The sequence below is a fragment of the Streptomyces chartreusis NRRL 3882 genome (genome assembly GCF_900236475.1).
In the GTDB taxonomy this organism is placed as follows: Bacteria; Actinomycetota; Actinomycetes; order Streptomycetales; family Streptomycetaceae; genus Streptomyces; species Streptomyces chartreusis_D.
Genome location: NZ_LT963352.1, coordinates 4,015,591 through 4,040,387 on the forward strand (window position 1 = coordinate 4,015,591; position 24,797 = coordinate 4,040,387).

The window sequence follows — 24,797 nt, forward strand, 5'->3', positions numbered from 1 at the left end:
ACGGTCAGCCGGTGGGGGCGAGCAGCTCGCGGAGTTCGGTGACCACCGCGTGCGCGTCGGTCCCCTCCAGTGCCGCGAGAGCCGAGCGCCACTCCTCGCGTGCCGCTCCGGCATGCCCGCGTTCCCGCAGCAGCAGCCCCTGCTGGTGGCGGGCGAGACCGCCGGTGTAGCGGTCGGCGCGGGCGTCGGCCCGGTCCAGCAGCTCGGCGCACTCCCGGGCGGCCCGCCCGGTGCGGCCCAGCAGCCGCAGCGCGCGGACCAGGCCGAGCCGGGTCTGGGACTCGCCGTGCCAGTCGCCGTGACCGCCCAGGATGCGCAGGCTCTCCTCGAAGTGCGGGAGGGCGGCGGCCGGTTCGCCGAGCCGCAGATGGGCGTACCCGATGTTGCAGTGCGCGGAGTGCCGCACGATCACGGCGCCGATCCCGTCCCCGATGGCGAGCGAACGCCGGTGCTGCTCGATGGCGGCCCGCGGGTCGGTGTGCTCGTAGAGATTGCCCAGGTGGCTGTGGGTCACGGCCTCGCCGTAGGGGTCGTTCAGCTGCCGTGCGTACTCCAGGCTCCGGGTCAGCGCCTCGCTCGCCTCGGCGGGCCGGCCGAGCCCGTCGAGCAGCAGGCCGCGGTTGTTGAGGCAGCGGCGGATCCAGGACGGTTCGTCGAGCCGTCGCCAGATGGCCAGCGCGCGGTCGTTGAGGTCGAGGGCCTCGCCCTGGCGGCCGGTCAGGAAGTGCAGCCCGGCGAGGTCGACCAGCGCGTACGCCTGAGCTGCCTCGTCCCCGAGCCGCCGCGCCACGCCGAGGCCGGCCCGGCCGAGCACCTCCATCTCGGCGACGCGTCCCCTGCGGTGCGCGTACGGGAGGATTAGCCGCACGAGGGTGGAGACGAGGCCCGCGCGCCGCCGGCACGGGTCGTCCGCGTACCGCTCGACCAGCGTGACGACGTTCGCCAGCTCCCCGTCGCCCCAGGCGAAGGCCTCCTCGGGGCCGCCGAAGGGGGCGACGGTGTCGACGTGCGCCGCATGCCCGGGTGGCTGGGCCGCGGTGGGGCGACGACGGTCGTCCTGGTCGGGGCCGGGCTCGACGATCGCGACGAGCACCCGCTCGGCTACGGCGGCGTACCAGCGGAGGGCGGTTTCGGAGGCGCGGGTGGTCTCGGTGTCGGTGGGGGTCGCGTTCCGTACGCCGCCGTTGTTCGCGTTCCGTACGCTCCCCCCTGCACGGGCGGTGCCGGAGCCGCCGATGCCCTCCACGCCCCGCTCCCCCACCAGCTCACGGGCGAAGTCGCGCACGAGGTCGTGTGGTGCGTAGCGGCCGTATGCCGGCTCCTGGAGCAGGGCCACGTCGACGAGACGGTCCAGGGCGGCCTCGGTGCGGCGTTCACCCGTGCCCGTGAGGCGGGCGAGCAGGGGTGCGCCGTACGTGGGCAGATCGAGCGCGCCGATACGGCGGAGAGTGAGGGCCGCGTCCCGGTCGGCCTCGCGCTCGGAGCCGGCGAGCGCGTCGTGCGCGACGGCCAGGGAGCGGCGCACGCTCAGGTCGTCGTACTCAAGGTGCTGTAACCGCCCTTCCGTACCGGCCAGTTGCCCGGCGAGGACCTCCGGCGTGAGGGCCTGCCGGGCGGCGAGCCGCGCGGCGACGACGCGCAGGGCCAGGGGCAGGCGGCCGGTGAGCTCGACGAGGCGGCGGGCGGCGTCCGAACCGTCCAGTCCGGCACGGCCCGAGGCCGCGACCAGAAGCGCCGCGCTCTCCTCGTCCGACAGCGGGCCGAGCGGAAAGCGGGCGACGCCGTCGAGGGCGGTGAGCGGCGAACGGCTGGTGACGATCACCGCGCACCCGGCACCTCCCGGCAGCAGCGGCCGTACCTGCGCGGCGCTCGCGGCATCGTCCAGCACCAGGAGCGTGCGGGTCGGCGCGAGCAGCGAGCGCAGCAGAGCGGATGCCGCGTCGGGGCGTTCGGGGATACGGCAGGGCTCGGCCCCGAGGTCACGCAGCAGGGTGGTGAGCGCCTGACCAGGCGTGAGAGGGGTCATGCCCGGGGTCGCACCCTGCAGGTCGAGGTAGAGCTGCCCATCGGGGAAACGTTCCGCCAACTCGTGCGCGACGTGCAGCGCGAGTGCGCTCTTGCCGACGCCGGGCATGCCGCTGATGACGGCGGCGGCGGGGACGGCGGGAGCGGCTGGGGCGGTCGGGCCGGTCGGGGGTGGTGCTCCCGGTGTCGTGAGGGCGCGGCGCAGGGAGGCGCGTACGGCGGCACGCCCCGTGAAATGCGCCGGCGGCGCGGGAAGTTGAGCAGGCGGCGGTTGAGCGGACGAGGGCGACGCGGCGACGGAAGGCGTAGCGGCGTCCACGGAAGGAGCGGCAGACGAGGCAGAAGACGCAGGAGAGGTAGGAGGGGTAGGAGGGGCGCTCCCCTCACCGAAGCCGTCTCCCGAACCACCGCTCCCCACGGCTCCCCGCAACACCTCCACATGCGCCTCCCGCACTCCCGGCCCCGGCTCGACGCCGAGCTGGTCGACCAGCCGGGTGCGCAGATCCCGGTGGACGGCCAGGGCCTCGGCCCGGCGGCCGGTCCGGTGCAGGGCGAGCATGAGCTGGCGGTGGTACACCTCCCGCAGCGGATACTCGGCGGTCAACGCCGCCAGCTCCGGCACGAGCCCGTCGAGACGCGGGCCGCCCAGCGCCAACTCGGCGTCGTATCGCCACTCCAGAAGCAGCAGCCGCGCCTCGCGCAACCGCCGTGCGAAGGCGTACCCGCCCACCTCGGACGGCAGCCCGGCGAGCGGTGCGCCCCGCCACAGTGCGAGCGCGGCGGTGCACTCACGCACGACGCGCTCCCAGTCCTGCCCGGCGTGCGCGGCCCGCGCCGCGGCGACATGGGTCTCGAACACATGGACGTCCAGCTCACCCTCGTCGACCCGCAGCACATACCCGGACGGCACGGTCCGCAGCCGCTCGGGATCGTCGAGCAACCGCCGCAACCGCGCTACGTGGTTGTGCAGCGAGGCCTGGGCGGAAACGGGCGGCGCCCCGCCCCACAGCGCGTCCTTGAGCGACTCGACGGAGACGACCCGCCCGGCGTCGAGCAGCAACGCGGCCAGCAGCACACGGGACTTGGGGCCGGCGACATCCCGGGCCTCGCTCCGGCCGCGCCCGCTGACGTCGTAGTACAGCACCGGTGGCCCGAGCAGCCCGAACCTCAGCCCGCACCACTCATCGGAACCGTGCTCGCTGCCCGAACAGGCAGATGCCCCCATCGCGCCCCTGTCTCCCCGCGCCACCGCCTTGCCCTTGACGAGATTCCACCCTTGACGGGTTTCCGCCCCCGGTGCAGCGGTTTTCCGCCAGCTTCGTCCTCACGTTCTCCGCCGGAACGGCCCGCGCAGGCCGTCGTCCGTCATGGTTCGGCGACTTCACGCCAATCGGCAGACGACGCAACGGAGAACCGTTGGCCACATGTTAGCGATCCGTTGGCAAACCCTGATGTGATCACTACGTCGGATCTGGCCCGGCGGCGCGCGCGTCTGGACGCGCAACTCGGGGGAGTGTCGCCGCCGCGGCCGGGTCCGGGTCCCGGTCGGCGGAGGTGAACGGCCGGGGCCCCACCCATCTTCCGGCGCTGGTGGAGTCCTCGGCGTCAGATGACCGGCGGCCGCCCCAGCCGCGTGAGCCGCCACACCGTCCGCCAGCGCATGGGCCGCCGCTCACCCGCCGACTCCCGTACGCCTTCCACGAACCCGCCGAACCATGCCCGCAGCCCCGCACCCGAACGGTTCCGTACGAGGGTGAGCAGCACCCAGACGCCCAAGTGGACGGGGACGAGCGCGAACGGCAGCCGGCGGCGGGCCAGCCAGACCCGGTTGCGGGCGTTGACGCGGAAGTAGATGGCGTGCCGGGCGGGCGAGGTCTTCGGGTGCTGGAGCAGCAGTTCGGGCGCGTACAGGATGCGCCAGCCCGCATCGGCCGCACGCCAGGCCAGGTCGGTCTCCTCGTGCGCGAAGAAGAACTCGGCGGGCCAGTCGCCGACTTCGTCGAGCATGGCCATCCGCAGCGCGTGTCCGCCGCCGAGGAACCCGGTGACGTACCCGCCCCGCATGGGGTCCGCGTTGCCGATCCGGGGCACGTGCCGCTGCTGCGTCTCGCCCAGCTCGTCGGCGATACGGAAACCGACGATGCCGAGCCGTTCGTCGGCGGCGTACAACTCCCGCACGCGGCGCAGCACATCGGCGTCGACGAGCAGCCCGTCGTCGTCCAGATCCACGACGACGTCGATGTCGCCGAACTCCCGCAGCCGCGCGAGGGCCGCGTTCCGCCCGCCGGGGCAGCCGAGGTTCTCGTCGAGCTCGATCGGGGTGACCTCGCCGGGCAGCGACAACCGCCGGGCGAACTCGGGCAGCGGGCAGCCGTTGCCGACGATCACGATCCGCTCGGGCGGCACGTCCTGCTTGGCCACGGACCGCAGCAGCGCGTCGACCTCCTCGGGCCGATTGCCCATCGTCACCACGGCGACGGCGATCCTGGGCGCCCCCATGTCCTCACCTCGTCCCGGTCGGCAACTGGCGGGTTGCCGGGCGATGCTAGCCGTTCACGGTAAAGACCCTTTAAGTACGCCTGCCGGACGGCGATGCGCCTACGCCGTTCGGCGGAGGCCGCACCCGACCCGATCGGGCACAGGATGTCGGGTGCGGCAGGGTGCGCGCTGCCTAGCGTGGTGATCACCGAAGAGGAAGGAACCGGGCGTGCTGGACCGGCTCAACCAGGCGATGGAGCACATCGAACGCCACCTCGACGGGTCTGTGGACGGCGCCGAACTGGCGCGGATCGCGACCACGTCGGAGTACCACCTGCGTCGGATGTTCTCCGCGCTGGCAGGCATGCCCCTGTCGGAGTACATCCGCCGCCGGCGGCTGACGATCGCGGGCGCGGAGGTGCTCGCGGGCGGCGAGACGCTGCTGGAGATCGCGGTGCGCTACGGCTACGGCTCGGGCGAGGCGTTCGCACGGGCGTTCCGCGCGATGCACGGCGTGGGCCCGGGCGAGGCCCGGCGCACCGGCGCCGCGCTCGTCTCCCAGCCCCGGCTGACCTTCCGCCTCACCATCGAAGGGAGCAGCAGCATGCACTACCGAGTCGTGGACCGCCCGGCCTTCACCGTCGCCGGCTTCAAGACCCGGGTGCCGCTCGTGCACTCGGGCCCGAACCAGGCGATCATCGACTTCGTCCGGGGGCTCGACAAGCAGGCCCGGGAGCAGCTCGGAAAGCTCTCCGACCAGGAGCCGCGCGGCATCGTCGCGGTCTGCGACGACCTGGACCCGAGCCGCGCCGAGGGCACCGAGCTCGACTACTACCAGGCGGTGATCAGCACGGCGCCGGCCCCGGCCGACGCCCCCGCGGGCATCACCACCCTGCCCGTCCAGGCCGGCACGTGGGCGGTCTTCACCACCTCCGGCCCGGCACCGCGGGCCATCCAGGAACTGTGGCGGGACGTGTTCACCGAGTGGTTCCCGTCCAACCCGTACCGCAGCCGCCCCGGCCCCGAGATCCTGCGGACCGACCTCTCCTCGGAGGGGACGAGGGCGGACGCCGAGCTGTGGCTGCCGGTGGAACGGGAGTCCACCCGCTGAGCACCGAGAACCCCGGGTCGGAGTCGATCCGGCCCGGGGTTCCGGTGATCACCTGGTGAGCCCCTCACGGCAGTCCGCGGCGGCTACCGCGGCGCGACCGCCTCCGCGGTGTCCTTCCGGCGGGACCGTTCCCGGACCAACGAGATCACGATCACCACCGCTGCGACGAGCACCGAGAGCAGCACCTGGCTGCGGCCGCCGCCCTCCTTCTCGTCGGTGAGCATGTAGAGGAGCACGAACGCGATCATCGCGATCGTCGCCCACGTCAGATAGGGGAACAACCACATCCGCACGATGAGCTTCTCCGGGTTCTCGCGCAGGATGATCCCCCGCATCCGCAGCTGCGAGAAGCAGATGACCAGCCACACGAAGAGCGCGACGGCGCCCGAGGAGTTCAGCAGGAACTGGAAGACCGTGTCGGGCCACAGGTAGTTGAAGGCGACCGCCACGAAGCCGAAGACGACGGAGGCCAGGATCGCGGCCTGCGGGACACCCCGGGTGTTCGTCCGTACGAAGGACCGCGGGGCGTCGCCGCGCTGCCCGAGGGAGAAGGCCATCCGGGAGGCGGTGTACAGGCCGGAGTTGAGACAGGACAGCACGGCCGTCAGCACGATGAAGTTCATGATCTCGCCGGCGTGCGGGATGCCGATCGAGTCGAGGGCCGCGACGTACGAGCCCTTCTTCACGATCGCGGGGTCGTTCCACGGCAGCAGGGCGACCACGACGAGGATCGAGCCGACGTAGAAGACGCCGACCCGCCAGATCACGCTCCTGGTGGCCTTGGCCACCGCCCGCTGCGCGTCCGAGGACTCACCGGCGGCGAGGGTGACGATCTCGCTGCCCATGAAGGAGAAGACGACCAGCAGGATGCCGGTGAGGATCGCGCCCGGCCCGTTCGGCAGGAAGCCGCCGTGCCCGGTGAGGTTCCCGAACCCTGTCGCGGCGTGGTCGGAGCCGGGCAGCACACCGAAGATCGCCAGCCCGCCGAGAACGATGAAACCCGTGATGGCGACGACCTTGATGCCGGCGAACCAGAACTCGAACTCGCCGAAGGAGCCGACCGAGGCCAGGTTCGTGGCGGTGAGGACCGTCATCACGATCAGGGCCCAGGCCCACTGCGGTACCGCCGGCACCCACCCTTCCAGGATCACCGCACCCGCGGTCGCCTCCACGGCGAGCACGACGACCCAGAAGAACCAGTACAGCCAGCCGATCGAGAACCCGGCCCAGCGGCCGAGCGCCCGGTCCGCGTAGGCCGAGAAGGACCCGGAGGTCGGGTTGGCCGCGGCCATCTCGCCGAGCATCCGCATCACGAAGACGACCAGGGCGCCGACCAGTGCGTAGGACACCAGGATGCCGGGCCCGGCGGCGGCGATACCGGAGGCGGAGCCCACGAAGAGACCGGCACCGATCACCCCGCCGATGGCGATCATGGACAGATGGCGGTTCTTGAGACCGGCCTGCAGACCTGCCTGCTGCTCCGGAGGCCGGCCACTGGTGGGGGGAGCGGTGCCAGAGGTTAGTGAGTCAGGGGGACGTGTAGTCATGTCGACATCCATGGGGTCGTTGGGAGTGCCGTGCCGTGCCGTGTCGTGCTGTGCTGTGCTGTCCTGTGCTGTGGCGTCAGGAGGGACGGTCGGGGCACTGACGATTCCCGGAAGCGTTCACGGTGCGGTTCGCGGAATCCGGATGCCGTGCTGGTGATGTGGTCGTCACCGCACGTCCGCGTTTCGCTCCGTCTCCTCGTGGGAGGTGGGCCGCATCACTTGCGGAAATGGATTTGCGCAAGCGTATGGGGGGCCATGGGGCCAAGTGTTTGTGAAGGCTGAACAAACTCGCCCTCGATGGCTGTACGACCGGCCAATGCGGAACCGGTTCAGCCGCTGGGCGGGAGCCGCAGCTGGAGCATGGCCAGCAGACGCTGGTCGGGACGGCTGAGGTCGAGGCCGGTCAGCTCCTCGGTCCGGCGAAGGCGGTACCGCAGCGTGTTGGGGTGCACATGGAGCTGTGCGGCCGCCGCCCGAATGTCACCGAAGGAGTTCAGGTACGTCAGGAGGGTCTCGGCGAGCCTGCCCTGGTGCCGGCTGTCGTGCGAGACCAGGGCGGTCAGTCGGGGATCCCGTATCTCGGGGCGGGCGGAGAGCAACCTCAGTATCTCGCTGACCAGCACCTCCGCCTGGATGTCCGGCAGCGCGGCGACCGCGACGGTCACTCCGGCACTCGCCATGGCGTCGAGTATGCGGTCGGCCTCCCGGCGGGACTCGGGGACGTCCCCCAGCGTCGGCACCAGGCAACCGACCGAGCCGCTCAGCGGCAGGCCCAGGTGGCGGAGTGCGGCGTCGGTGATCTCCTGGGTCCAGCCGCGCAGCGTGTCCGTGTCGATGCCGCGGGGCAACTGGGGCAGAAGCACATAGACACGGCTGTCGACCTGGGTGACCAGGGCACTGCGGTGCCGGGCCGCGATGTGCACGGAGACCAGGTTGGTGACCTCGGAGTGGGTCAGCTCCGGTACGGCGACGCCCTCGGCGGTCTCGCCCGCCTCTGAAGTCCCGTAAGCCTCTGCGGTCCCGTACGAGAACCCCAGCACGGCGGCCGGGCGGGTGGCGTCGAACCCCAGGTGAGTGGCCAACGGCTGGGGTCCGGTGCTCCCGTCCAGGAGTCCGGCCAGCAGGGTCCGGGTGAGCGTCACCTCGTCCGAGAGCTCCCGGCGACGGCGTACGAGATGGAGCGCTGCGACCCGGGCGGCACCCAGCAGTGCCTGGCGTGAGCGTTCGGACAGCGGAATCGAGCCCTCCTGCACCCAGATGGTGCCCAGCTGCCGGTCCCCGGACCGGATGGCGACCGCGAGCCGACGGCGGATGCCCAGCTCGGGGTGGCTGTCGATACCGATCACCTCGTCGCTGGAGTGCAGATGCTGGAACACACCCCACTCGCGCAGCTTCGCCAGATACCCCTCCGGTCCCTGCCAGCCGAGGATGGAGCGCCGACGCAGGTCGTCCGCCTCGTCGGAGTCGGTGGTGCGGGAGTAGGCGAGCACCCGGTTCGCGGCGTCCTCGATGCTGACGATGCCGCTGGTGAGGATGGCAGTGGTCTGGGCGAGCGAGAACAGGTCGCCCTCCTCGGCCCCCATGCCGGTCTCCCCCGGCGGTGCGTCGTCCAGGGCGGCCCGGGCCAGCGCGTGCACTTGCTCCCAGCGTGCTTCACTGCGCAGCGAGAGCAGGGCGACCCCGGCCTCGGCGGCGGTCTCGCTCAGCGCCGCGGCCTGACCGGGCCCGTCCAGCTTGACCACGACGGCGGCGGCTCCGTCCCGCGCGGCGGCCCGCAGCGCGGGAAGAGCGGCCCGGCCACGGGCCCCGATCACGAGAACCAGCTCGCCCGGCTGTGCGGTCGGCGGGTCCTCGGGATCGAGCAGCGAAACCTCACGGATCTCGACATCCAGCCCGGCGGGAGCAGCCTGCACCTCCACCAGCGAGTCACCCAGCGCCATCAGCAACTGACGCAGACGGATACGCGCTGCGAGGGGAGCCACTGCGGCCGGATCCATGATCGTCGCCTCTGCTGGGAGCCATGGCGGAGCTCCGATGCTATCCGCACGGGCGACGGGGGCAGTTGCACCGTCCACAGGCGTACGCGCTCCCCTCGCGCTCCCCGCACGAGGTCGCACATACGAGAAGGCCGTCATCTGCTCGCAGGCTCCTCGCCCACGCCGGACACGCGATGTGGAGCAGCTTGAGTACATGACCCCAATAACAAAAGTTTTGTTAATCTGGCTCCATGGCCACCACTCCCGAACCCGCTCCCGGCGAAGGCCCTGTCCGCCCGGTCTCCGTCTCCCTCCACGAAGGCACCATCGCCGCCCTCAAGGCACGCACCGGTAAGCGCGGCATGTCCGCCTACGTCGAAGCCCTCATCCAGCGCCAGCTGGAGCGCGACCGCCTGCGCGAACTCATCGAAGACGCAGAAGCCCAACACGGCCCCGTCGACCAGGCAGCGGTCGAGGCCAAGCGAGCCGTCCTGCGTGGTGACACCACGGGCTCGGCGGACGCCGCGTGAGCGGCACCCTCGTCCTGGACTGCGAGGGCCTGTCCAAACTCGTACGCCGCTCACCCGAGCTCACCGAGTGGCTGGCTGCGGCCGAGGCAGAGGACGTCCGCGTCATCACCAGCTCCGTCACCCTCGTCGAAGCCCGCGACCCCAAGATCAACCAGGCCCGCTTCGACTACGCCGTCTCACGCGTCAACATCGTCCCGCCCACCGAAGCCATCGCCCGCCACGCGAGCAAGCTGCTCACGGCAGCCGGCCTACACGGCCACCAATACGCTCTCGACGCGCTCGTGGCCGCCACCGCACTGGCCTCCCCCTCCCCCGTGACCGTCCTGACATCGGATCCCGAGGACCTCCACATGCTGTGCGGTCCCGCCGTCCACATCATCAAGATCTGACGCAGTGCGATGCCGGGTCGTCAAAGGCCTCCGACTCGCTGCCGCTCAGCCCGCGTGCTTCCACGACGAGTGCCCTCTGTCGGCCTACGCGATGTGGTCCTCCTCCAGTTCCGCGGTGAAGCGGTGGGAGAAGCGGTTGACCATGCGCATCGCCTCCAGGTCGGGCAGGGAGATGCCGTACATGGCCTCCACGCTGTCGCCGAACTCTCGGGGGGTCGGGTAGCTGCCGTTGATCGACTGCCTGAAGGCCCGGTAGTAGTCCTCCTCGCGCAGCCGGAGCTCCTCCGCGGACGCCCGGACGGTGATCCTCTCGATCTCGGTGTCCATGTCCTCGGTGCGCCGGACGAGGGCCCCCAGCTCACGCCTGAGCACCTCGACCGCGCGCTTGGCCTCGCGGATCGCCTCCGCTTTGCGCTCCTCGGCCTCCGCGACGATCATCTCGGCCTCCTCCCGGAGCTCCCAGGCCCGTTTCAGGATCAGCCCTGACACGGAGTGACTGTGTCCCAGTTGCGTGAACTCCAGGATGCTGCCGCCGGGCTCGGTGACGGCATGGTCGACGAGGAGTGTGCTCAGCGTTTCGTAAACGGTGGACGCGTCCGCCGGGCGGTTCTCCGGGCGCTTGGCGAGGAGGCTCAGGATGAGGTCGTTGAGCGGGACGGGAAGGCCTTCGACGTGGTCGGCCGGTGGTTCCGGGACGGCCTCCATCTGCTTGCGGAGCACGGCCAACGGATTGGTGCCGGTGAACGGCGGCCGGCCGGTCACCGCGTGGTAGAGGAGACAGCCCAGTGAGTACAGGTCGCTGCGGTGGTCGATCGCCCGGTCGCCCTCGGCCTGTTCCGGAGACATGTACGACGGTGAGCCGAGTGGGGCGCCCGTGACGGTGAGTTCGCGGGCACCGAGGGTGTCACCCATGAACTTCGCGACCCCGAAGTCGACAACCTTCACCGTCCCGTCCGGCATCAGCAACGCGTTGGCGGGCTTGATGTCCCGATGGAGGATGCTCTGGGAGTGCGCGGCGTGCAGTGCCTCCGCGATCTGCGCGGCCCATCCGGCGGCGAACGGCCATGATGGTGTGGACTCCTTGAGCCGCCGGTGGAGGGGCACTCCGTGCACGAGCTCCATGACGAGGAAGAGAGTGGGACGCCCGTCGACCGACACCTCACCCCAGTCGTGCACAGTGACGATGTTCCGGTGGGAGAGCCGTCCCGCCAGTTGCACCTCGCGCTGGAAACGGGCCTGCGTCTCTGCCTCATCCATGCCGTACTGCGGATGGACGACCTTCACGGCGACCTCCCGCCTCATCCGCTCGTCCTGAGCCGCCCAGACCTGCCCCATGCCACCAGCGCCCAGCCGGTCACCGATCCGAAACCGCTCGGCGAGCAGTACGCCCTGCACCGGTCTCCTCCCCCGTCGGCGGATGGCCACCGCCGCATGACGGTCGGCTCAGAACTCCCTTACGAGTATGACGCTTTCACGCGCCCGTCGAGCCCTTGAACTCTCGTGCGATCCACCCGCTTCCGCTCAGGTGGGGCTCATGGGGGCTTTCCGTCGACAGGTGTTCCGCCGGCTCGGATTGCTCGCTGTGCCGCTGCCTGCTGAAGCGGGGGACGCGTGGGAGGAACACAGGTTGGTCTTCACCAGCTGGAGGCGTTCAAGGAGCTGCTGACGGAAGCCGGGCTCGACGACCGGCGCCTGTACGACGGCAGCCGACACACCGCCGGCACGATCCTGAACGGAAACTGAGACCGTGGACCGGCACGCAGCCCGAGCTCGCCGCCGTCGCCGCTTCCGCTGAACGAAAAAGCCCAGCTCAGACACTGTCTGAGCTGGGCTTCCGGTGGAGCCGCCTTCGGGATTCGAACCCGAGACCTACGCATTACGAGTGCGTTGCTCTGGCCATCTGAGCTAAGGCGGCGCGCTGTCCGCACTATGGTGCGATCAGCAACGACGGTAAGTCTACACAGTTTCCGAGGGTGCTCCGTACCAGCCCCGGAGGCAGGGCTCCGGGGCCGGACGCAGGGGTCACGAGCAGCGCTTGCCGTCCGCGGGAGGGGTGCCGCGGAGCAGGTACGCGTTGATCGTCCGGTCGATGCAGGAGCTGCCGCGGCCGTACGCCGTGTGGCCGTCGCCGTCGTAGGTGAGGAGGCGGGCCGAGGAGAGCTGGCCGGCCAGGGCCTGCGCCCAGCGGTACGGGGTCGCGGGGTCACGCGTGGTCCCGACCACGACGATGGGGGCGGCACCCTTCGCCTCGATGCGCTGCGGCTCGCCCGTGGCGTGCACGGGCCAGTAGGCGCAGTTCAGGGAGGCCCACGCCAGGCCCTCGCCGAAGACCGGGGACGCCTTCTCGAACGTGGGCAGCGCCCTGCGCACCTCGTCGGGGGTGTCGAAGGCGGGCGGCAGGTCGAGGCAGTTCACGGCCGCGTTGGCGAACATCAGGTTGCTGTAGCCGCCGTCGGCGTCCCGCTCGTAGTAGCCGTCGGAGAGGACGAGGAGCCCGGAGCCGTCGTTCTTCTTCATCGCGGACGTCAGCGCCTCGCGCAGCTGCTGCCAGGCGCCCTCGTCGTACATGGCCGCGATCACGCCCGTCGTGGCGAGCGACTCGGTGAGGCGGCGGCCGTCGGGGGCGCCGGTGGCGGCCGGCCGCGCGTCCAGCTTCTCGAAGAACGCCTTGAGGTTCTCGCCGACCCGCTCGGGCGAGGTGCCCGCGCCGCCCAGCGGGCAGTTCGCGTGCCGTACGCAGTCCCGCGCGAACGACCGGAACGCCGTCTCGAAGCCCGCCGTCTGTTCGAGGTTCAGCCGCCGCGCGGGCAGCGACGGGTCCATCGCGCCGTCCAGCACCAGCCGCCCCGCCCGGTCCGGGAAGAGCCCGGCGTACGTGGCCCCGAGGAAGGTCCCGTAGGAGGCGCCGACGTAGTTCAGCTTCTCGTCGCCGAGCACCGCCCGCACGATGTCCATGTCCCGGGCCGCCTCCACGGTGGACACATGGCGCAGCAGCCGGGGCGAGTCCGCGCCGCAGCCCTCGGCGAACGTCCGGTACGCCTTGACCAGTCCGTCGGTCTCGTCGGCGTCGTCGGGCGTGGTGTCGGTCTGCGTGTACGTGTCCATCCCCGGCCCGTCCAGACACTTGATGGGCTCGCTGCGGGCCACGCCGCGCGGGTCGACCGCCACCATGTCGTAGCGGGCACGGACCTCGGCCGGGTAGCCGATGCCGGCGTACGCCTGGACGTAGCGGATCGCCGAGCCGCCCGGACCGCCGGGGTTCACCAGCAGCGAGCCCAGCCGCTCGCCCGGGCCCGTGGCCTTCTTGCGGGCGACGGCGAGCCGGATGTCCCCGGCTGCGGGCTTGGCGTAGTCGAGCGGCGCCATGATGGTGGCGCACTCGAAGCCGGAGACGCCGCAGCCGCGCCAGGTCGGCTTCTGGGCGTAGTACGGAGTGAGCGCCGCGGGGGTGGCCCGTGGCAGCGCGACCAGTGCCGCCGCCTGCGCCGCAGCCGTGGCGGACGTCGTCGAGCTCCCGGAGGAGCACGCGGAGACGAGCAGCGCGGCGGTGGCGAGGAGGCCGGCCGCGGTCCTGGCTCCGCTACGGGCCCTGCGGTGGAGGCCGCCGGATCGGTGAGTGCGCCTTGTGTGCATCCAGCGAGCGTAACTCTGGGCGACGGGATGGATGCCCTGCGTGCGTGTCGCGCCTCGTACGAGTTACGGCGTCAACCGCGCTTCCCCTCGTGTGAGGCCGCTCGCCTGTCGTCCCGGTCGGCTCTCCTCAGCCCGCTCTGAGTGCCATCGTCATGGCCTCCACCGCGAGCAGCGGGGCCACGTTGCGGTCGAGGGCGTCGCGGCAGGCGGCGATCGCCTCGATGCGGCGGAGCGTGGACTCCGGGGAGCTGCCGCGGGCGAGACGCTCCAGGGCGTCCTCGGCGTCGGCGTTGGCGATGGCCACGCGGGAGCCGAGCTGGAGGGCGAGGACGTCGCGGTAGAAGGCCGTGAGGTCGGTCAGCGCGAGGTCGAGGCTGTCGCGCTGCGTGCGCGTTCTGCGGCGCTTCTGCTTGTCCTCCAGGTCCTTGATCACGCCCGCCGTGCCGCGCGGCATCCGGCCGCCCTGGGCCGCGCCGAGGGCGGCCCTCAGCTCCTCGGTCTCCTTGGCGTCCGTCTCCTCGGCGAGCTGTTTGGCGTCCTCGGCGGCCGCGTCGACGAGCTCCTGCGCGGCCTTGAGCGCGCCGCCGATGTCCTCGACCCGCAGCGGCAGTCTCAGCACGGCGGCACGGCGCTCACGCGCGGCCGGGTCGGTGGCCAGGCGGCGGGCCCGGTCGACATGGCCCTGGGTCGCGCGGGCCGCCGCGGCGGCGACGCCGGGCTCGATGCCCTCGCGGCGTACGAGCATGTCGGCGACGGCGTCCACCGACGGCGTGCTCAGGTTCAGGTGGCGGCAGCGGGAGCGGATGGTCGGCAGGACGTCCTCGATGGAGGGGGCGCACAGCAGCCAGACCGTGCGCGGGGCGGGCTCCTCCACGGCCTTGAGGACGGCGTTGGCCGACTTCTCGTTCAGCCGCTCGGCGTCCTCGACGAGGATGACCTGCCAGCGGCCGTTGGCCGGCGACGTGAACGACTTGCGGACGGTGTCGCGCATGTCGTCGGCCAGGATCTGGGTGCCGACCGCGGCGACGGTGGTGACGTCTGCGTGCGTGCCGATCAGGCCCGTGTGACATCCGTCGCAGAAGCCACAGCCCGGGGAGCCGCCGAGGGCCCGGTCCGGGCTGACGCACTGCAGGGCCGCCGCGAACGCCCGCGCCGCCTGGTTCCGCCCGGCCCCGGGCGGGCCCGTGAACAGCCACGCGTGCGTCATCTTCGAGGTCTCGGGCGGCGGAGCGTCGGCCGCGGCCGCGGTGACCAGGGCGTCGGCGTCCCGGGCGGCGGCGTCCAGCTGCTCGCTCACCCTCTCCTGCCCGACGAGGTCGTCCCACACGGTCATGGGTCACGCCGCCCTTTCGTCACGTTCCACGCTGCGAGATCCATTGTGGGGGCGACCACTGACAACGCCTGCCGCCGCCTGATCCCGCGGGCCCGGCCGAAGCCCCCCGGGTCCGTCTCCCTGCTTCGGCCCGGGCTCCCCTGGGGGACCACCGGAGTCCTCAGCGGCCCCGGCCGCCCTTCCCCCGGCGCCCCCGCCCCTCGTCCGGCTCGTCCTCGTGCGGTCCGAGCAGCTCGTCGGCCAGCGAGGGGAGATCGTCCAGCGGCGTCTCCTCGGCCCAGTCGGACCGCGGGCGGCGGGGCCGGCCCTCGGCGTCGAGCTGGGGCATCTCCCGCGTACGGTCCTCGGTCCCGTCGGGCCGGACGGCCGGAGCGTCCTCCCGGAAGTACCCGGGCGGAACCCGGTCCGCGGGTTCGTCCCCGCGTACGGGCGGCAGCACGGCCGTCTCCTCGGCGTCCCCCGGCCGGACGGGCGGCAGCACGGCCGTCTCGTCCGCGTCCGCCGGCCGGACCGGAGGCAGCACGGCCGTCTCGTCGGCCGCCCCGGAGGGCACCGGGGGCAGCACCTCGGTCTCATCGCCGGATCCGGACCCGGAGCTCGAGCCGGAGCTGGGGCGAACCGGCGGCAGTACCTCCGTCTCCTCCCCCGCCCCCGGCGGAACCGGCGGCTTGGGCAGCTCGGCCGTCACCTCCGCGTCGGACGCCTCGGAGGTCCGGCCCCGGCCCTGCTCCTCGTCCCGCACCGGGCGCAGCACGGTCGTGTCGTCCGCGGAGCGGCCCGGTGTCACCACGGGCGTCGGCACCGTCGCCGCGTCCTGAGCGGCCGTCGACCCGGAGGCCCCCCGCGGGGCAGAGCTCTTCGGCCCGGCCTCCGCGGCGGCGGCCGCCGCTTCCGCCAGGCGCCGCGCCTCCTCGGCCCGCAGCAGGGCCTCCTCGGCCTTGCGCTGCTTCTCCAGGCGGAGCGCCTCGGCCTCGGCACGCAGCCGGGCCTCTTCCTCGGCCTGCTTGCGGCGGCGCTCCTCCTCGGCCTTGCGGCGGGCCTCCTCCTCGGCGCGGGCCTTCTCCTCCGCGAGGAGCCGTGCCCGCTCCTCCTCGGCCTTCTTCCGGGCTTCCTCGGCCCGCCGCCGGGCCTCCTCCGCCTGCCGTTCGGCCTCGCGCCGCTGCGCCTCTTCCAGCTCGCGCCGCTTGCGCTCCTCCTCCTCGGCACGCAGGCGGGCGAGCTGCTCCTGCCGCTCACGCTCCAGGCGCTCCTCCTCCGCCTTGCGGGCGGCCTCTTCCTCGGCCTTCCGGCGGGCCTCCTCCTCGGCCTTCTTCCGCGCCTCCTCCCGGGCCTTGATCTCGGCCTCGGACAGCGGCAGCACCTGGTCGAGCCGGTGCCGGATGACGGTCGTGACGGCCTCGGGCTCCTGGCCGGCGTCCACCACCAGGTACCGCCCGGCGTCGGCCGCGGCCAGGGTCAGGAAACCGGCCCGCACGCGCGCGTGGAACTCGGCCGGCTCCGACTCCAGCCGGTCCGGCGCCTCGGTGAACCGCTCGCGCGCGGTCTCCGGCGCGACGTCCAGCAGGACGGTCAGATGCGGCACCAGTCCGTTCGTCGCCCAGCGGTTGATCCGGGCGATCTCGGTCGGCGACAGGTCACGGCCCGCCCCCTGGTAGGCCACGGACGAGTCGATGTACCGGTCGGAGATGACGACAGCGCCGCGCTCCAGGGCGGGCCGTACGACGGTGTCGATGTGCTCGGCCCGGTCGGCCGCGTACAACAGCGCCTCCGCACGGTGCGACAGCCCCTCGCTCGACACGTCCAGCAGGATCGACCGCAGCCGCTTGCCCACCGGCGTCGCTCCCGGCTCGCGGGTCAGCACGACCTCGTGGCCCTTGCCGCGGATCCACTCGGCGAGCGCCTCGGCCTGCGTGGACTTCCCGGCCCCGTCGCCGCCCTCCAGGGCGATGAAGAAACCGGAGGCCGCGGGCGCCTGCTCGGGGTCGTCGCCGCGGAGCAGCGCGTCGCGCAGGTCCTGCCGCAGCGGCACTCCGGAACGGTCGTCGACCTTGGCCAGCACCAGCGCGGCCACCGGCAGCAGCAGGGCGCCGGCCAGCATCAGCGTGAAGGCCGCGCCGCCGTGCGCGAAGACGAACTTGCCGCTCTCCAGCCGGTGCGGCCCGATCCCCGCCGCCACCACCGGGGCGATCACCGCGCCGAGGGCGACGCAGACCCGGACGACAGCGTGCAGGTGCTCCGTCGTACGGGACCGCCTGTACTCCTCGGTCTCCTGGTCGAGCAGCGTGTGCCCGGTGTTGGCGGCCATGCCCGCGCCGACGCCGGCCAGAGCGAGGATCAGCAGCACGCTGGTGACGTCCGGGACCAGCCCGGCGGCCAGCAGCGCGACACCCGTGAAGGCGATGGCCAGCGCGAGCAGCCGGCGGCGCGACAGGGCGGGCAGCAGCGAGGGCGCCGTACGGATGCCGACGACGACACCGCCGGTCAGCGCGCCCACGAACAGCCCGTACAGCACCGGGCCGCCGCCCAGGTCCTTGGCGTGCAGCACGGCCACGGCGACCGCGGCGGACACCGCGGCGGCGACGGCCGCGCAGGCCAGCACCAGCAGCGGCATCACGCCGGTGCGTCCCTTGTCGGCGCCGGTGCCGGTCTTCGGGCGGCGCAGCCCCTCGAGCGGCGACCGCGCGCGCGGGGTGCGCGTGGCGGGCAGCTCCAGGAAGGTCAGCACGGACAGGGACGCGGCGAACAGCCCTGCCGCCACGTAGGAGGCGAGGGCCGCCTGGTGCTGGCCGAACCAGTCGATGCCGGCGCCCAGCAGGTTGTTGAACAGGGACGCGACGACGAGCGCGACGGCCGCGAGCGGGATCGCGACGAAGCCGGTGCGCAGCGACAGGCGGCGCAGGGCGTCCATGTGGTCCGGCAGCGGCCGGACCGTCGCGCCTTCCGGCGGCGGGGGCGGCAGCAGCGCGGGGGCCGCGCTCTCGCGGCACACCGTCCAGAACCGCTCGGCGACTCCGGTCACGAATGCCGTGACGAGGAGGACGGCCAGCGCGTCGTCGGGCGTCCAGTCGATCCACAGCGGCGCGACGATGAGCAGCGCCGCGCGCAGCCCGTCCGCGCCCACCATGGTCCAGCGGCGGTCCAGCGGGCCGTCCTGGGAGGTGAGCGCCGTGAGCGGGCCGAGCAGCACGGCGCCGAACAGGAGCGTCGCCAGGATGCGCACCCCGAAAACGGTCGCCACTGCGAACGCCACGCCGCGGTAGCCGCCCCCGAACGAACCTTCGGCGACGGCCGCTTGGAGGGCGAGGACGACCAGCACGAGAAGGGCGAGGGTGTCGCCCACGCCGCCCACGAGCTGCGCGCTCCACAACCGCTTCAACTGCGGACGGCGCAGCAGGGCGCGGACGGCACGCTCGCGGGAGTCCGCGACGAGGGCGTCGTCAGGGGCCGGCTGAGAGGCCGTTGGATGCTCGGCTCGCGTCATGCGTTCAGCCTATCGGGAGCCACCGACACCCTGGGATGCCCGGCCTGGCATGCGCACGCCCCGACACCGAAGTGTTGCCGGGGCGTTCGCTTTCCGAACCCTGGGCGAAGATCCGGACCTTGAAGGTCCGGACTCCGAACAGGCTTCGAACGGGCCTCAGTCCTCAGCAGGCTCCGACGCGGTCGCCGTCTTGGCGGCCGTCTTCTTCGCGGTGGTGGTCTTCTTGGCCGTCGTCTTCTTCGCGGTCGTGGTCTTCTTCGCCGCTGTCTTCTTGGCCGCCGTCGTCTTCTTCGCCGGAGCCTTCTTGGCCGCCTTCTTCGCGGTCTTCTTCGCCGGCCCCTTCGCACGCTTCTCGGCGAGCAGCTCGAAACCGCGCTCCGGGGTGATCGTCTCGACGCTGTCGCCGGAGCGCAGGGTCGCGTTGGTCTCGCCGTCGGTGACGTACGGCCCGAAGCGGCCGTCCTTGACGACGACCGGCTTCTCGCTGACCGGGTCGGTGCCCAGCTCCTTCAGCGGCGGCTTGGCGGCCGCCCGGCCACGCTGCTTCGGCTGGGCGTAGATCGCCAGCGCCTCCTCCAGCGTGATCGTGAAGAGCTGCTCCTCGGACTGCAGCGAGCGCGAGTCCGTGCCCTTCTTCAGGTACGGGCCGTAGCGGCCGTTCTGCGCGGTGATCTCCTGGCCCTCGGCGTCGGTGCCGACGACACGCGGCAGCGACATCAGCCTCAGGGCGTCGTCGAGGGTCACCGTGTCCAGGGACATCGTCTTGAACAGGGACGCCGTACGCGGCTTGACCGCGTTCTTGCCCGTCTTCGGGGTGCCCTCGGGGAGGATCTCCGTCACGTACGGGCCGTAGCGGCCGTCCTTGGCGACGATCGTGTGGCCGGTGGCCGGGTCCGTGCCCAGCTCGTAGTCACCGCTCGGCTTGGCGAGCAGCTCCTCCGCGAGGTCGACGGTCAGCTCGTCCGGCGCCAGGTCGTCCGGGATGTCGGCGCGCTGGTGCTGCTCGGTGTCCTTCTCGCCGCGCTCGATGTACGGCCCGTAGCGGCCGACCCGCAGCACGATGTCGTTGCCCACGGGGAACGACGACACCTCGCGGGCGTCGATCGCGCCCAGGTCGGTCACCAGCTCCTTGAGGCCCCCGAGGTGGTCACCGTCGCCGTTGCCGGCCTCGGCCGCGCCGCCGTTGTGCGTGCCCTCGCCGAAGTAGAACCGCTTCAGCCACGGCACGGCCTGCGCCTCGCCGCGGGCGATGCGGTCGAGGTCGTCCTCCATCTTGGCGGTGAAGTCGTAGTCGACGAGCCGCCCGAAGTGCTTCTCCAGGAGGTTGACCACGGCGAAGGACAGGAAGGACGGGACGAGCGCCGTGCCCTTCTTGAACACGTAGCCGCGGTCCAGGATCGTGCCGATGATCGACGCGTACGTCGAAGGGCGGCCGATCTCGCGCTCTTCCAGCTCCTTGACCAGGGAGGCCTCGGTATAGCGGGCCGGAGGCTTGGTGGCGTGCCCGTCGACCGTGATCTCCTCGGCGCTCAGGGCGTCGCCCTCGGAGACCTGGGGGAGCCGGCGCTCGCGGTCGTCCAGCTCGGCGTTCGGGTCGTCGGCACCCTCGACGTAGGCCTTCAGGAAGCCGTGGAAGGTGATCGTCTTGCCGGACGCGCTGAACTCGACGTCCCGGCCGTCGGCCGCCGTGCCACCGATCTTCACCGTGACGCTGTTGCCGGTCGCGTCCTTCATCTGGGAGGCGACGGTCCGCTTCCAGATCAGCTCGTACAGCTTGAACTGGTCACCGGTCAGTCCGGTCTCGGCGGGAGTGCGGAAACGATCACCCGAGGGGCGGATCGCCTCGTGGGCCTCCTGCGCGTTCTTGACCTTCCCGGCGTACGTCCTCGGCTGCGGCGGCAGGTAGTCGGCGCCGTACAGCTGCGTGACCTGGGCGCGGGCGGCGGAGACCGCCGTGTCGCTCAGCGTCGTGGAGTCCGTACGCATATAGGTGATGTAGCCGTTCTCGTACAGCTTCTGCGCGATCTGCATCGTGGCCTTCGCGCCGAAGCCGAGCTTGCGGCTGGCTTCCTGCTGCAGCGTCGTCGTACGGAACGGGGCGTACGGCGAGCGGCGGTAGGGCTTGGACTCGACGGAGCGGACGGCGAACCGCGTCTGCTCCAGGGCGGCGGCCAGGGCGCGGGCGTTCGCCTCGTCGAGGTGGAGGGTGTTCGCGCTCTTCAGTTGTCCCAGGGAGTCGAAGTCACGGCCCTGCGCGACCCGCCTGCCGTCGACGGACTGGAGGCGCGCGACCAGCGACGACGGGTCCGACGAGTCTCCCGCGCGGCCGGTCGCGAAGGTACCCGTCAGGTCCCAGTACTCAGCCGAACGAAAGGCGATGCGCTCGCGTTCCCGCTCCACGACGAGTCGTGTGGCGACCGACTGGACACGGCCCGCGGACAGCCGCGGCATGACCTTCTTCCACAGGACCGGCGAGACCTCGTAGCCGTAGAGACGGTCGAGGATGCGGCGGGTCTCCTGGGCGTCGACGAGCTTCTGGTTGAGCTGGCGCGGGTTGGCCACGGCGGCCTGGATCGCGGCCTTGGTGATCTCGTGGAAGACCATCCGCTTGACCGGGACCTTGGGCTTGAGCACCTCCTGGAGGTGCCAGGCGATGGCCTCGCCCTCGCGGTCCTCATCGGTGGCGAGGAAGAGCTCGTCGGAGTCCTTGAGCAGGTCCTTGAGCTTCTTGACCTGCGCCTTCTTATCGGCGTTGACCACATAGATCGGCTGGAAGTCGTGTTCGACGTCCACACCGAGGCGGCGGACCTCGCCGGTGTACTTCTCGGGCACCTCGGCAGCGCCGTTGGGAAGGTCGCGGATGTGCCCGACGCTCGCCTCGACTACGTAGCCGGGGCCCAGGTAGCCCTTGATCGTCTTCGCCTTGGCAGGCGACTCGACGATGACGAGTCGGCGGCCGCCCTGTGCGGTCTCGCTGGTCGGGGACAACTTCGCTCTTCTCTCCGGTCGACGCTGGGGCCTCCCCAGGGTTCGTCTCCCGGGGTCGGGTCGTGGTGACGCTGCGGAGTGTGACGGTACATCCCGCCCCCGTGTCAAACGGGAAAAGCCCGCAACGGCCACTCGAACGGTAACCCGACTACCACCATTCCTGCCGCCCGGAGTGCCCGGACCCGGCCCGGCCCCATGCGGAGTGCAACCTCACGGTCACCCACAGGCGCGTTGCCGACACGGAATTCAGAGGCGGCCGAAGCACCAGATTCCGGCCGCCAGAGCGAGCACGGCGGCGACGCTCGCGAGGGTCGCCGACGCGACGGGGCTCACGCCCTGGGCGACCGGCCGGTGCTGACGGACGCGTGTCACGGTCCACACCAGCAGTCCGCCTCCGAACAGGGAGAACACCGCTCCCGCGAAGATCGCCGGTTCGCTCTCCATGGCTCGCCGTGCCCCTTTTCTCCGGTCCGCGTCTCCCCAGCCCCGGGAGGCTGACACGCGTGGGCGGCGGACAGGCGAACCGGAGGTGAACGCCGGGGCGACACGGCCGCGGATCGGGGACGTCCGGCCCCTCACGGACCGTTTCGGGCGAGGTGTTCAAATCGACTCGAATTTGTTGGCGAGTCTCCTCGACGAGCGCCCCCTTGGGTGTGTGCGTGGTGTGGGACGTGCGCACCGGGGGAGGTGAGGTGGGAAGCGCAGGGTGTGCGCCATGGGGCTCGGGTGGTCCTTGGGGCAGGCACCCCGGCCGAGGGACCGCGGCATGAGTGCCTGCCGCACCCCTCAGCCGACCGGCTCCAGGAACCCCTGCTCCACGAGCAGCCGGATCTGCGCCGGAGTACGGTCGCGCAGCAGCACCGGGTCCTCGCCGATCAGCTGGGCGATGGCGTCGAGGATGCGACCGGCGCTCATCGTGCCGTCGCACACACCCGCGAAGCCCGCGCCGACCGTGTCCACCCGGGTCGCCCTCCGCATGCCGCGGTTCTGGCGCAGTACGACATGCTCGGGGTCCTCCGCACCGGGCAGCCCGACCTGTTCCTGCACGACCTCCGCGCCGAGCCGGAAGTGCCCTTCGAGCAGGGCGGCGTCGTCGTGGTCGCGCAGGTAGTCGAGCCGGTCGAAGTGGGCCCGGATGGTGTCCCCGAGCGGCTGCTCGACCGGATGCGGCCACTCCTCCACCGTGACGGAGGGCACGGCGGCGCCCGTCCTGCGCAGGGTGATCCAGCCGAAGCCGACGGCCTTCACCTTGCGGGCCTCGAACTCGTCGAGCCATGCGTCGTACCGCGCCTGGTACTCCGCCGCGTCCTCGCGGTGGTCGCCCGCGTCCCGCAGCCACAGCTCGGCGTACTGATTGACGTCCTGCACCTCGCGCTGCACGATCCACGCGTCGCAGCCCCGAGGCACCCATGACCTGAGCCGGTCCTGCCAGTCCTCCCCTTCCACGTGCTGCCAGTTGGCGAGGAACTGCGCGAACCCGCCCTCGTTCAGCCGCTCCCCTGCCTCCTGAACGAGCGTGCGGCACAGATCGTCCCCGCCCATCCCGCCGTCGCGGTAGGTGAGCCGGGCGCCGGGAGAGATCACGAACGGCGGGTTCGAGACGATCAGGTCGTACTTCTCGTCGTCCCGCACCGGCTCGAAGAGCGAGCCCTCGCGCAGATCGGCGGCCGGGGTGCCGGACAGCGCCAGCGTGAGGGCGGTGATGTGCAGCGCCCGCGGGTTGAGGTCGGTGGCCGTCACGCGTGTGGCGTGGTGGGCGGCGTGCAGCGCCTGGATGCCGGAGCCGGTGCCGAGGTCGAGCGCGGCGGCGACGGGCGTACGGACGGTGATGCCGGCGAGTGTCGTGGAGGCGCCGCCGACGCCCAGGACGACTCCCTCGTCACGCCTGCCGATCCCGCCGGCGCCACCGACCGCGCAGCCCAGGTCCGACACGATGAACCAGTCCTCGCCGCCGGGCCCGCCGTACGGCCGTACGTCCACGGTGGCGGCGAGCTCGTCGCCACCGACGCGCGTCAGCCAGCCGCTCTCCAGGCAGGCGTCGACGGGCAGGACGTCCGCCAGGCGCGCGTGCGGCACGGGCTGCTGAAGGAGGAACAGCCGGACGAGCAACTCCAGCGGGGTGTCCCCGCGGGTCGCCCGGAGCGCGGGCACGGTCTCGCTCCGGGCCAGGGCGGCGTACGCGGGGGCGCCGAGCAGTTCGAGCAGCCCGTCGGCGGTGAAGGAGGCTCCGAGCAGGGCGTCCCGGAGCCGGGCGGCGACATCGGGACGGTCGGAGGAGGGCAGCGGGGACAGGGGTGACTGGCTGGCGTTACTCACGCCCCCATTGTGGCCGCCGGCACCCGTATCGCACGTGCCCGTGCGGAGTATCGCGCGTGGCTCCCCGGACCGGCTCGGCATCGCGCGCGGCCCCGCTGACCGGCTCGGGCACCACGCGGCTCCGCTACCCGGCACGGGCATCACACACGGCTCCGCCCACCGGCTCGGGCACCACGCGGCTGCGCGCCCCGGCTCGACAGTCACTTATGCCTCGGCGGTCCCACCCGCCCCGGAATCGCTCCTTGGTCAGCTCTGGGTCGCCGGTGCCGTGGCCGCCTTGCAGCTGGACTGCCGTGCCATCGCCTGGCCGACCTCGCCCTCCTCCAGGGTCCGGAGCGCGTCGTTCCCGCTCTTGCCCAGCTTGTCGAGCTCCGTGGCGATGTCCTTGAGGCCGTCCGCGAACTTGCCCTGGTCCTTGGTGTCGAGCGCGTCGACCTGCTTCTTCAGGGAGGCGTACGAGGAGGAGATCGTGTTGAGCTCCTTGACGGCGTCCTGCTGCTTCTTCTCGCCGTTCTCGACGTCCGGCGCCCCGGCCTTGGTCACCGCGGCCCCGATGGCCTTGTAGGCGTCGGACATGTCCTGGAAGGCCTGCGCGTCGGTCTTCTGGACGTCCTCCGGCTTGCTGTTGTCCGAGGTTTCCTTCTGGATCGAGGCATTGGCCGACTCGATCTTCTTGGCCTGCGGCTGCACGGCGTCGCAGACCTCCTTGGCCCAGGAGTTCAGCTTCTCGTTGTCGTCGCCGCCGCACCCCGACAGCGCCAGTACCAGTACCGCACCGCCGGACAGTGCGGCCGCGAGCTTCTTGTTCACCGGTTTGGTCCCTTCCATGGCTCTCGGCCCCGGAACATACACGCCAGATGCACGGCAACCGCACGCCGAGCGTCCATTAAGACCCTTTTGTAACCTTTTGCACCAAGCGAGAGAAGCCTCACGGCGTGGTGGTGTGCACACGCAGAGCGGGCGGGCGACGCGTCAACGCGCGCCGCCCGC

At 71.9% G+C, this 24,797-nt stretch carries 15 protein-coding genes, 1 tRNA gene and 1 pseudogene; 4 read left to right on the forward strand and 13 right to left on the reverse strand.

Features of this window, described 5'->3' with window-relative positions:
- Positions 1-4 precede the first annotated feature (4 nt).
- Positions 5-3,250, reverse strand: a complete 3,246-nt coding sequence (locus tag SCNRRL3882_RS18020) for an AfsR/SARP family transcriptional regulator (protein WP_050810295.1) — start codon at positions 3,248-3,250, stop codon at positions 5-7.
- A 380-nt stretch (positions 3,251-3,630) separates the two neighbouring features.
- The gene (locus tag SCNRRL3882_RS18025; RefSeq protein WP_010044232.1) at positions 3,631-4,524 is read right to left on the reverse strand and encodes a glycosyltransferase family 2 protein; all 894 of its coding nucleotides are present in this window, start codon (positions 4,522-4,524) and stop codon (positions 3,631-3,633) included.
- A gap of 208 nt (positions 4,525-4,732) precedes the next feature.
- On the opposite strand from SCNRRL3882_RS18025, the gene SCNRRL3882_RS18030 reads away from it, so the two are divergent.
- Positions 4,733-5,614 carry an AraC family transcriptional regulator gene (locus tag SCNRRL3882_RS18030; protein ID WP_010044230.1) on the forward strand — a complete coding sequence of 294 codons (882 nt, stop codon included), beginning with the start codon at positions 4,733-4,735 and terminating at the stop codon, positions 5,612-5,614.
- Between the two features lie 83 nt (positions 5,615-5,697).
- Here SCNRRL3882_RS18030 and SCNRRL3882_RS18035 read toward each other — a convergent pair whose 3' ends face one another.
- Positions 5,698-7,161 carry an amino acid permease gene (locus tag SCNRRL3882_RS18035; RefSeq protein ID WP_102515007.1) on the reverse strand — a complete coding sequence of 488 codons (1,464 nt, stop codon included), beginning with the start codon at positions 7,159-7,161 and terminating at the stop codon, positions 5,698-5,700.
- Positions 7,162-7,490: 329 nt separating this feature from the next.
- Positions 7,491-9,158 carry a PucR family transcriptional regulator gene (locus SCNRRL3882_RS18040; RefSeq protein WP_040903719.1) on the reverse strand — a complete coding sequence of 556 codons (1,668 nt, stop codon included), beginning with the start codon at positions 9,156-9,158 and terminating at the stop codon, positions 7,491-7,493.
- Between the two features lie 230 nt (positions 9,159-9,388).
- Here SCNRRL3882_RS18040 and SCNRRL3882_RS18045 point away from each other — a divergent pair, with 230 nt between their 5' ends.
- Together SCNRRL3882_RS18045 and SCNRRL3882_RS18050 are read left to right on the forward strand one after the other, a co-directional pair.
- Positions 9,389-9,667 carry a hypothetical protein gene (locus SCNRRL3882_RS18045; protein ID WP_010044226.1) on the forward strand — a complete coding sequence of 93 codons (279 nt, stop codon included), beginning with the start codon at positions 9,389-9,391 and terminating at the stop codon, positions 9,665-9,667.
- Positions 9,664-10,056: a type II toxin-antitoxin system VapC family toxin gene (locus tag SCNRRL3882_RS18050; RefSeq protein WP_010044224.1), complete on the forward strand. Its 393-nt coding sequence runs from the start codon at positions 9,664-9,666 to the stop codon at positions 10,054-10,056. Before SCNRRL3882_RS18045 ends, SCNRRL3882_RS18050 begins: the two co-directional genes overlap by 4 nt.
- Positions 10,057-10,140: 84 nt before the next feature.
- Here SCNRRL3882_RS18050 and SCNRRL3882_RS18055 read toward each other — a convergent pair whose 3' ends face one another.
- Positions 10,141-11,451 carry a serine/threonine-protein kinase gene (locus SCNRRL3882_RS18055; protein ID WP_010044222.1) on the reverse strand — a complete coding sequence of 437 codons (1,311 nt, stop codon included), beginning with the start codon at positions 11,449-11,451 and terminating at the stop codon, positions 10,141-10,143.
- A gap of 199 nt (positions 11,452-11,650) precedes the next feature.
- Between SCNRRL3882_RS18055 and SCNRRL3882_RS42240 the strand changes: the two are divergent.
- Positions 11,651-11,790: pseudogene (locus tag SCNRRL3882_RS42240) on the forward strand (integrase); the annotation flags it as partial.
- 104 nt (positions 11,791-11,894) lie between these two features.
- Here SCNRRL3882_RS42240 and SCNRRL3882_RS18060 read toward each other — a convergent pair.
- The 8 genes from SCNRRL3882_RS18060 to SCNRRL3882_RS18095 form a co-directional block, all read right to left on the reverse strand.
- Positions 11,895-11,971 (reverse strand) — tRNA-Thr (locus SCNRRL3882_RS18060).
- Positions 11,972-12,078: 107 nt separating this feature from the next.
- On the reverse strand, positions 12,079-13,689 hold the full coding sequence (locus SCNRRL3882_RS18065) for an alpha/beta hydrolase (protein ID WP_010044217.1): 1,611 nt from the start codon (positions 13,687-13,689) through the stop codon (positions 12,079-12,081).
- A gap of 127 nt (positions 13,690-13,816) precedes the next feature.
- On the reverse strand, positions 13,817-15,022 hold the full coding sequence (locus SCNRRL3882_RS18070; RefSeq protein WP_010044215.1) for a DNA polymerase III subunit delta': 1,206 nt from the start codon (positions 15,020-15,022) through the stop codon (positions 13,817-13,819).
- A 160-nt stretch (positions 15,023-15,182) separates the two neighbouring features.
- On the reverse strand, positions 15,183-18,503 hold the full coding sequence (tmk, locus tag SCNRRL3882_RS18075) for a dTMP kinase (protein WP_010044213.1): 3,321 nt from the start codon (positions 18,501-18,503) through the stop codon (positions 15,183-15,185).
- 156 nt (positions 18,504-18,659) lie between these two features.
- Positions 18,660-21,491: a type I DNA topoisomerase gene (topA, locus tag SCNRRL3882_RS18080; RefSeq protein ID WP_010044211.1), complete on the reverse strand. Its 2,832-nt coding sequence runs from the start codon at positions 21,489-21,491 to the stop codon at positions 18,660-18,662.
- Positions 21,492-21,737: 246 nt separating this feature from the next.
- A complete protein-coding gene (locus tag SCNRRL3882_RS18085) occupies positions 21,738-21,935 on the reverse strand; it encodes a hypothetical protein (RefSeq protein ID WP_010044208.1) in 198 nt (65 codons plus the stop codon).
- 342 nt (positions 21,936-22,277) lie between these two features.
- Positions 22,278-23,807: a DUF7059 domain-containing protein gene (locus SCNRRL3882_RS18090; RefSeq protein WP_010044206.1), complete on the reverse strand. Its 1,530-nt coding sequence runs from the start codon at positions 23,805-23,807 to the stop codon at positions 22,278-22,280.
- Between the two features lie 246 nt (positions 23,808-24,053).
- Positions 24,054-24,635 (reverse strand): small secreted protein, encoded by a 582-nt coding sequence (locus tag SCNRRL3882_RS18095; protein WP_078602918.1) that lies wholly within the window; start codon positions 24,633-24,635, stop codon positions 24,054-24,056.
- Positions 24,636-24,797: the final 162 nt, after the last annotated feature.

What these genes read in the sequence shown, in the direction of transcription:
- SCNRRL3882_RS18020 (WP_050810295.1), bottom strand. Translation starts at nt 3,250, where the DNA reads ATGGGGGCATCTGCCTGTTCGGGCAGCGAGCACGGTTCCGATGAGTGG.
- SCNRRL3882_RS18025 (WP_010044232.1), bottom strand. Translation starts at nt 4,524, where the DNA reads ATGGGGGCGCCCAGGATCGCCGTCGCCGTGGTGACGATGGGCAATCGG.
- SCNRRL3882_RS18035 (WP_102515007.1), bottom strand. Translation starts at nt 7,161, where the DNA reads ATGACTACACGTCCCCCTGACTCACTAACCTCTGGCACCGCTCCCCCC.
- SCNRRL3882_RS18040 (WP_040903719.1), bottom strand. Translation starts at nt 9,158, where the DNA reads ATGGATCCGGCCGCAGTGGCTCCCCTCGCAGCGCGTATCCGTCTGCGT.
- SCNRRL3882_RS18045 (WP_010044226.1), top strand. Translation starts at nt 9,389, where the DNA reads ATGGCCACCACTCCCGAACCCGCTCCCGGCGAAGGCCCTGTCCGCCCG.
- SCNRRL3882_RS18065 (WP_010044217.1), bottom strand. Translation starts at nt 13,689, where the DNA reads ATGCACACAAGGCGCACTCACCGATCCGGCGGCCTCCACCGCAGGGCC.
- SCNRRL3882_RS18070 (WP_010044215.1), bottom strand. Translation starts at nt 15,022, where the DNA reads ATGACCGTGTGGGACGACCTCGTCGGGCAGGAGAGGGTGAGCGAGCAG.
- tmk (WP_010044213.1), bottom strand. Translation starts at nt 18,503, where the DNA reads ATGACGCGAGCCGAGCATCCAACGGCCTCTCAGCCGGCCCCTGACGAC.
- SCNRRL3882_RS18085 (WP_010044208.1), bottom strand. Translation starts at nt 21,935, where the DNA reads ATGGAGAGCGAACCGGCGATCTTCGCGGGAGCGGTGTTCTCCCTGTTC.
- SCNRRL3882_RS18095 (WP_078602918.1), bottom strand. Translation starts at nt 24,635, where the DNA reads ATGGAAGGGACCAAACCGGTGAACAAGAAGCTCGCGGCCGCACTGTCC.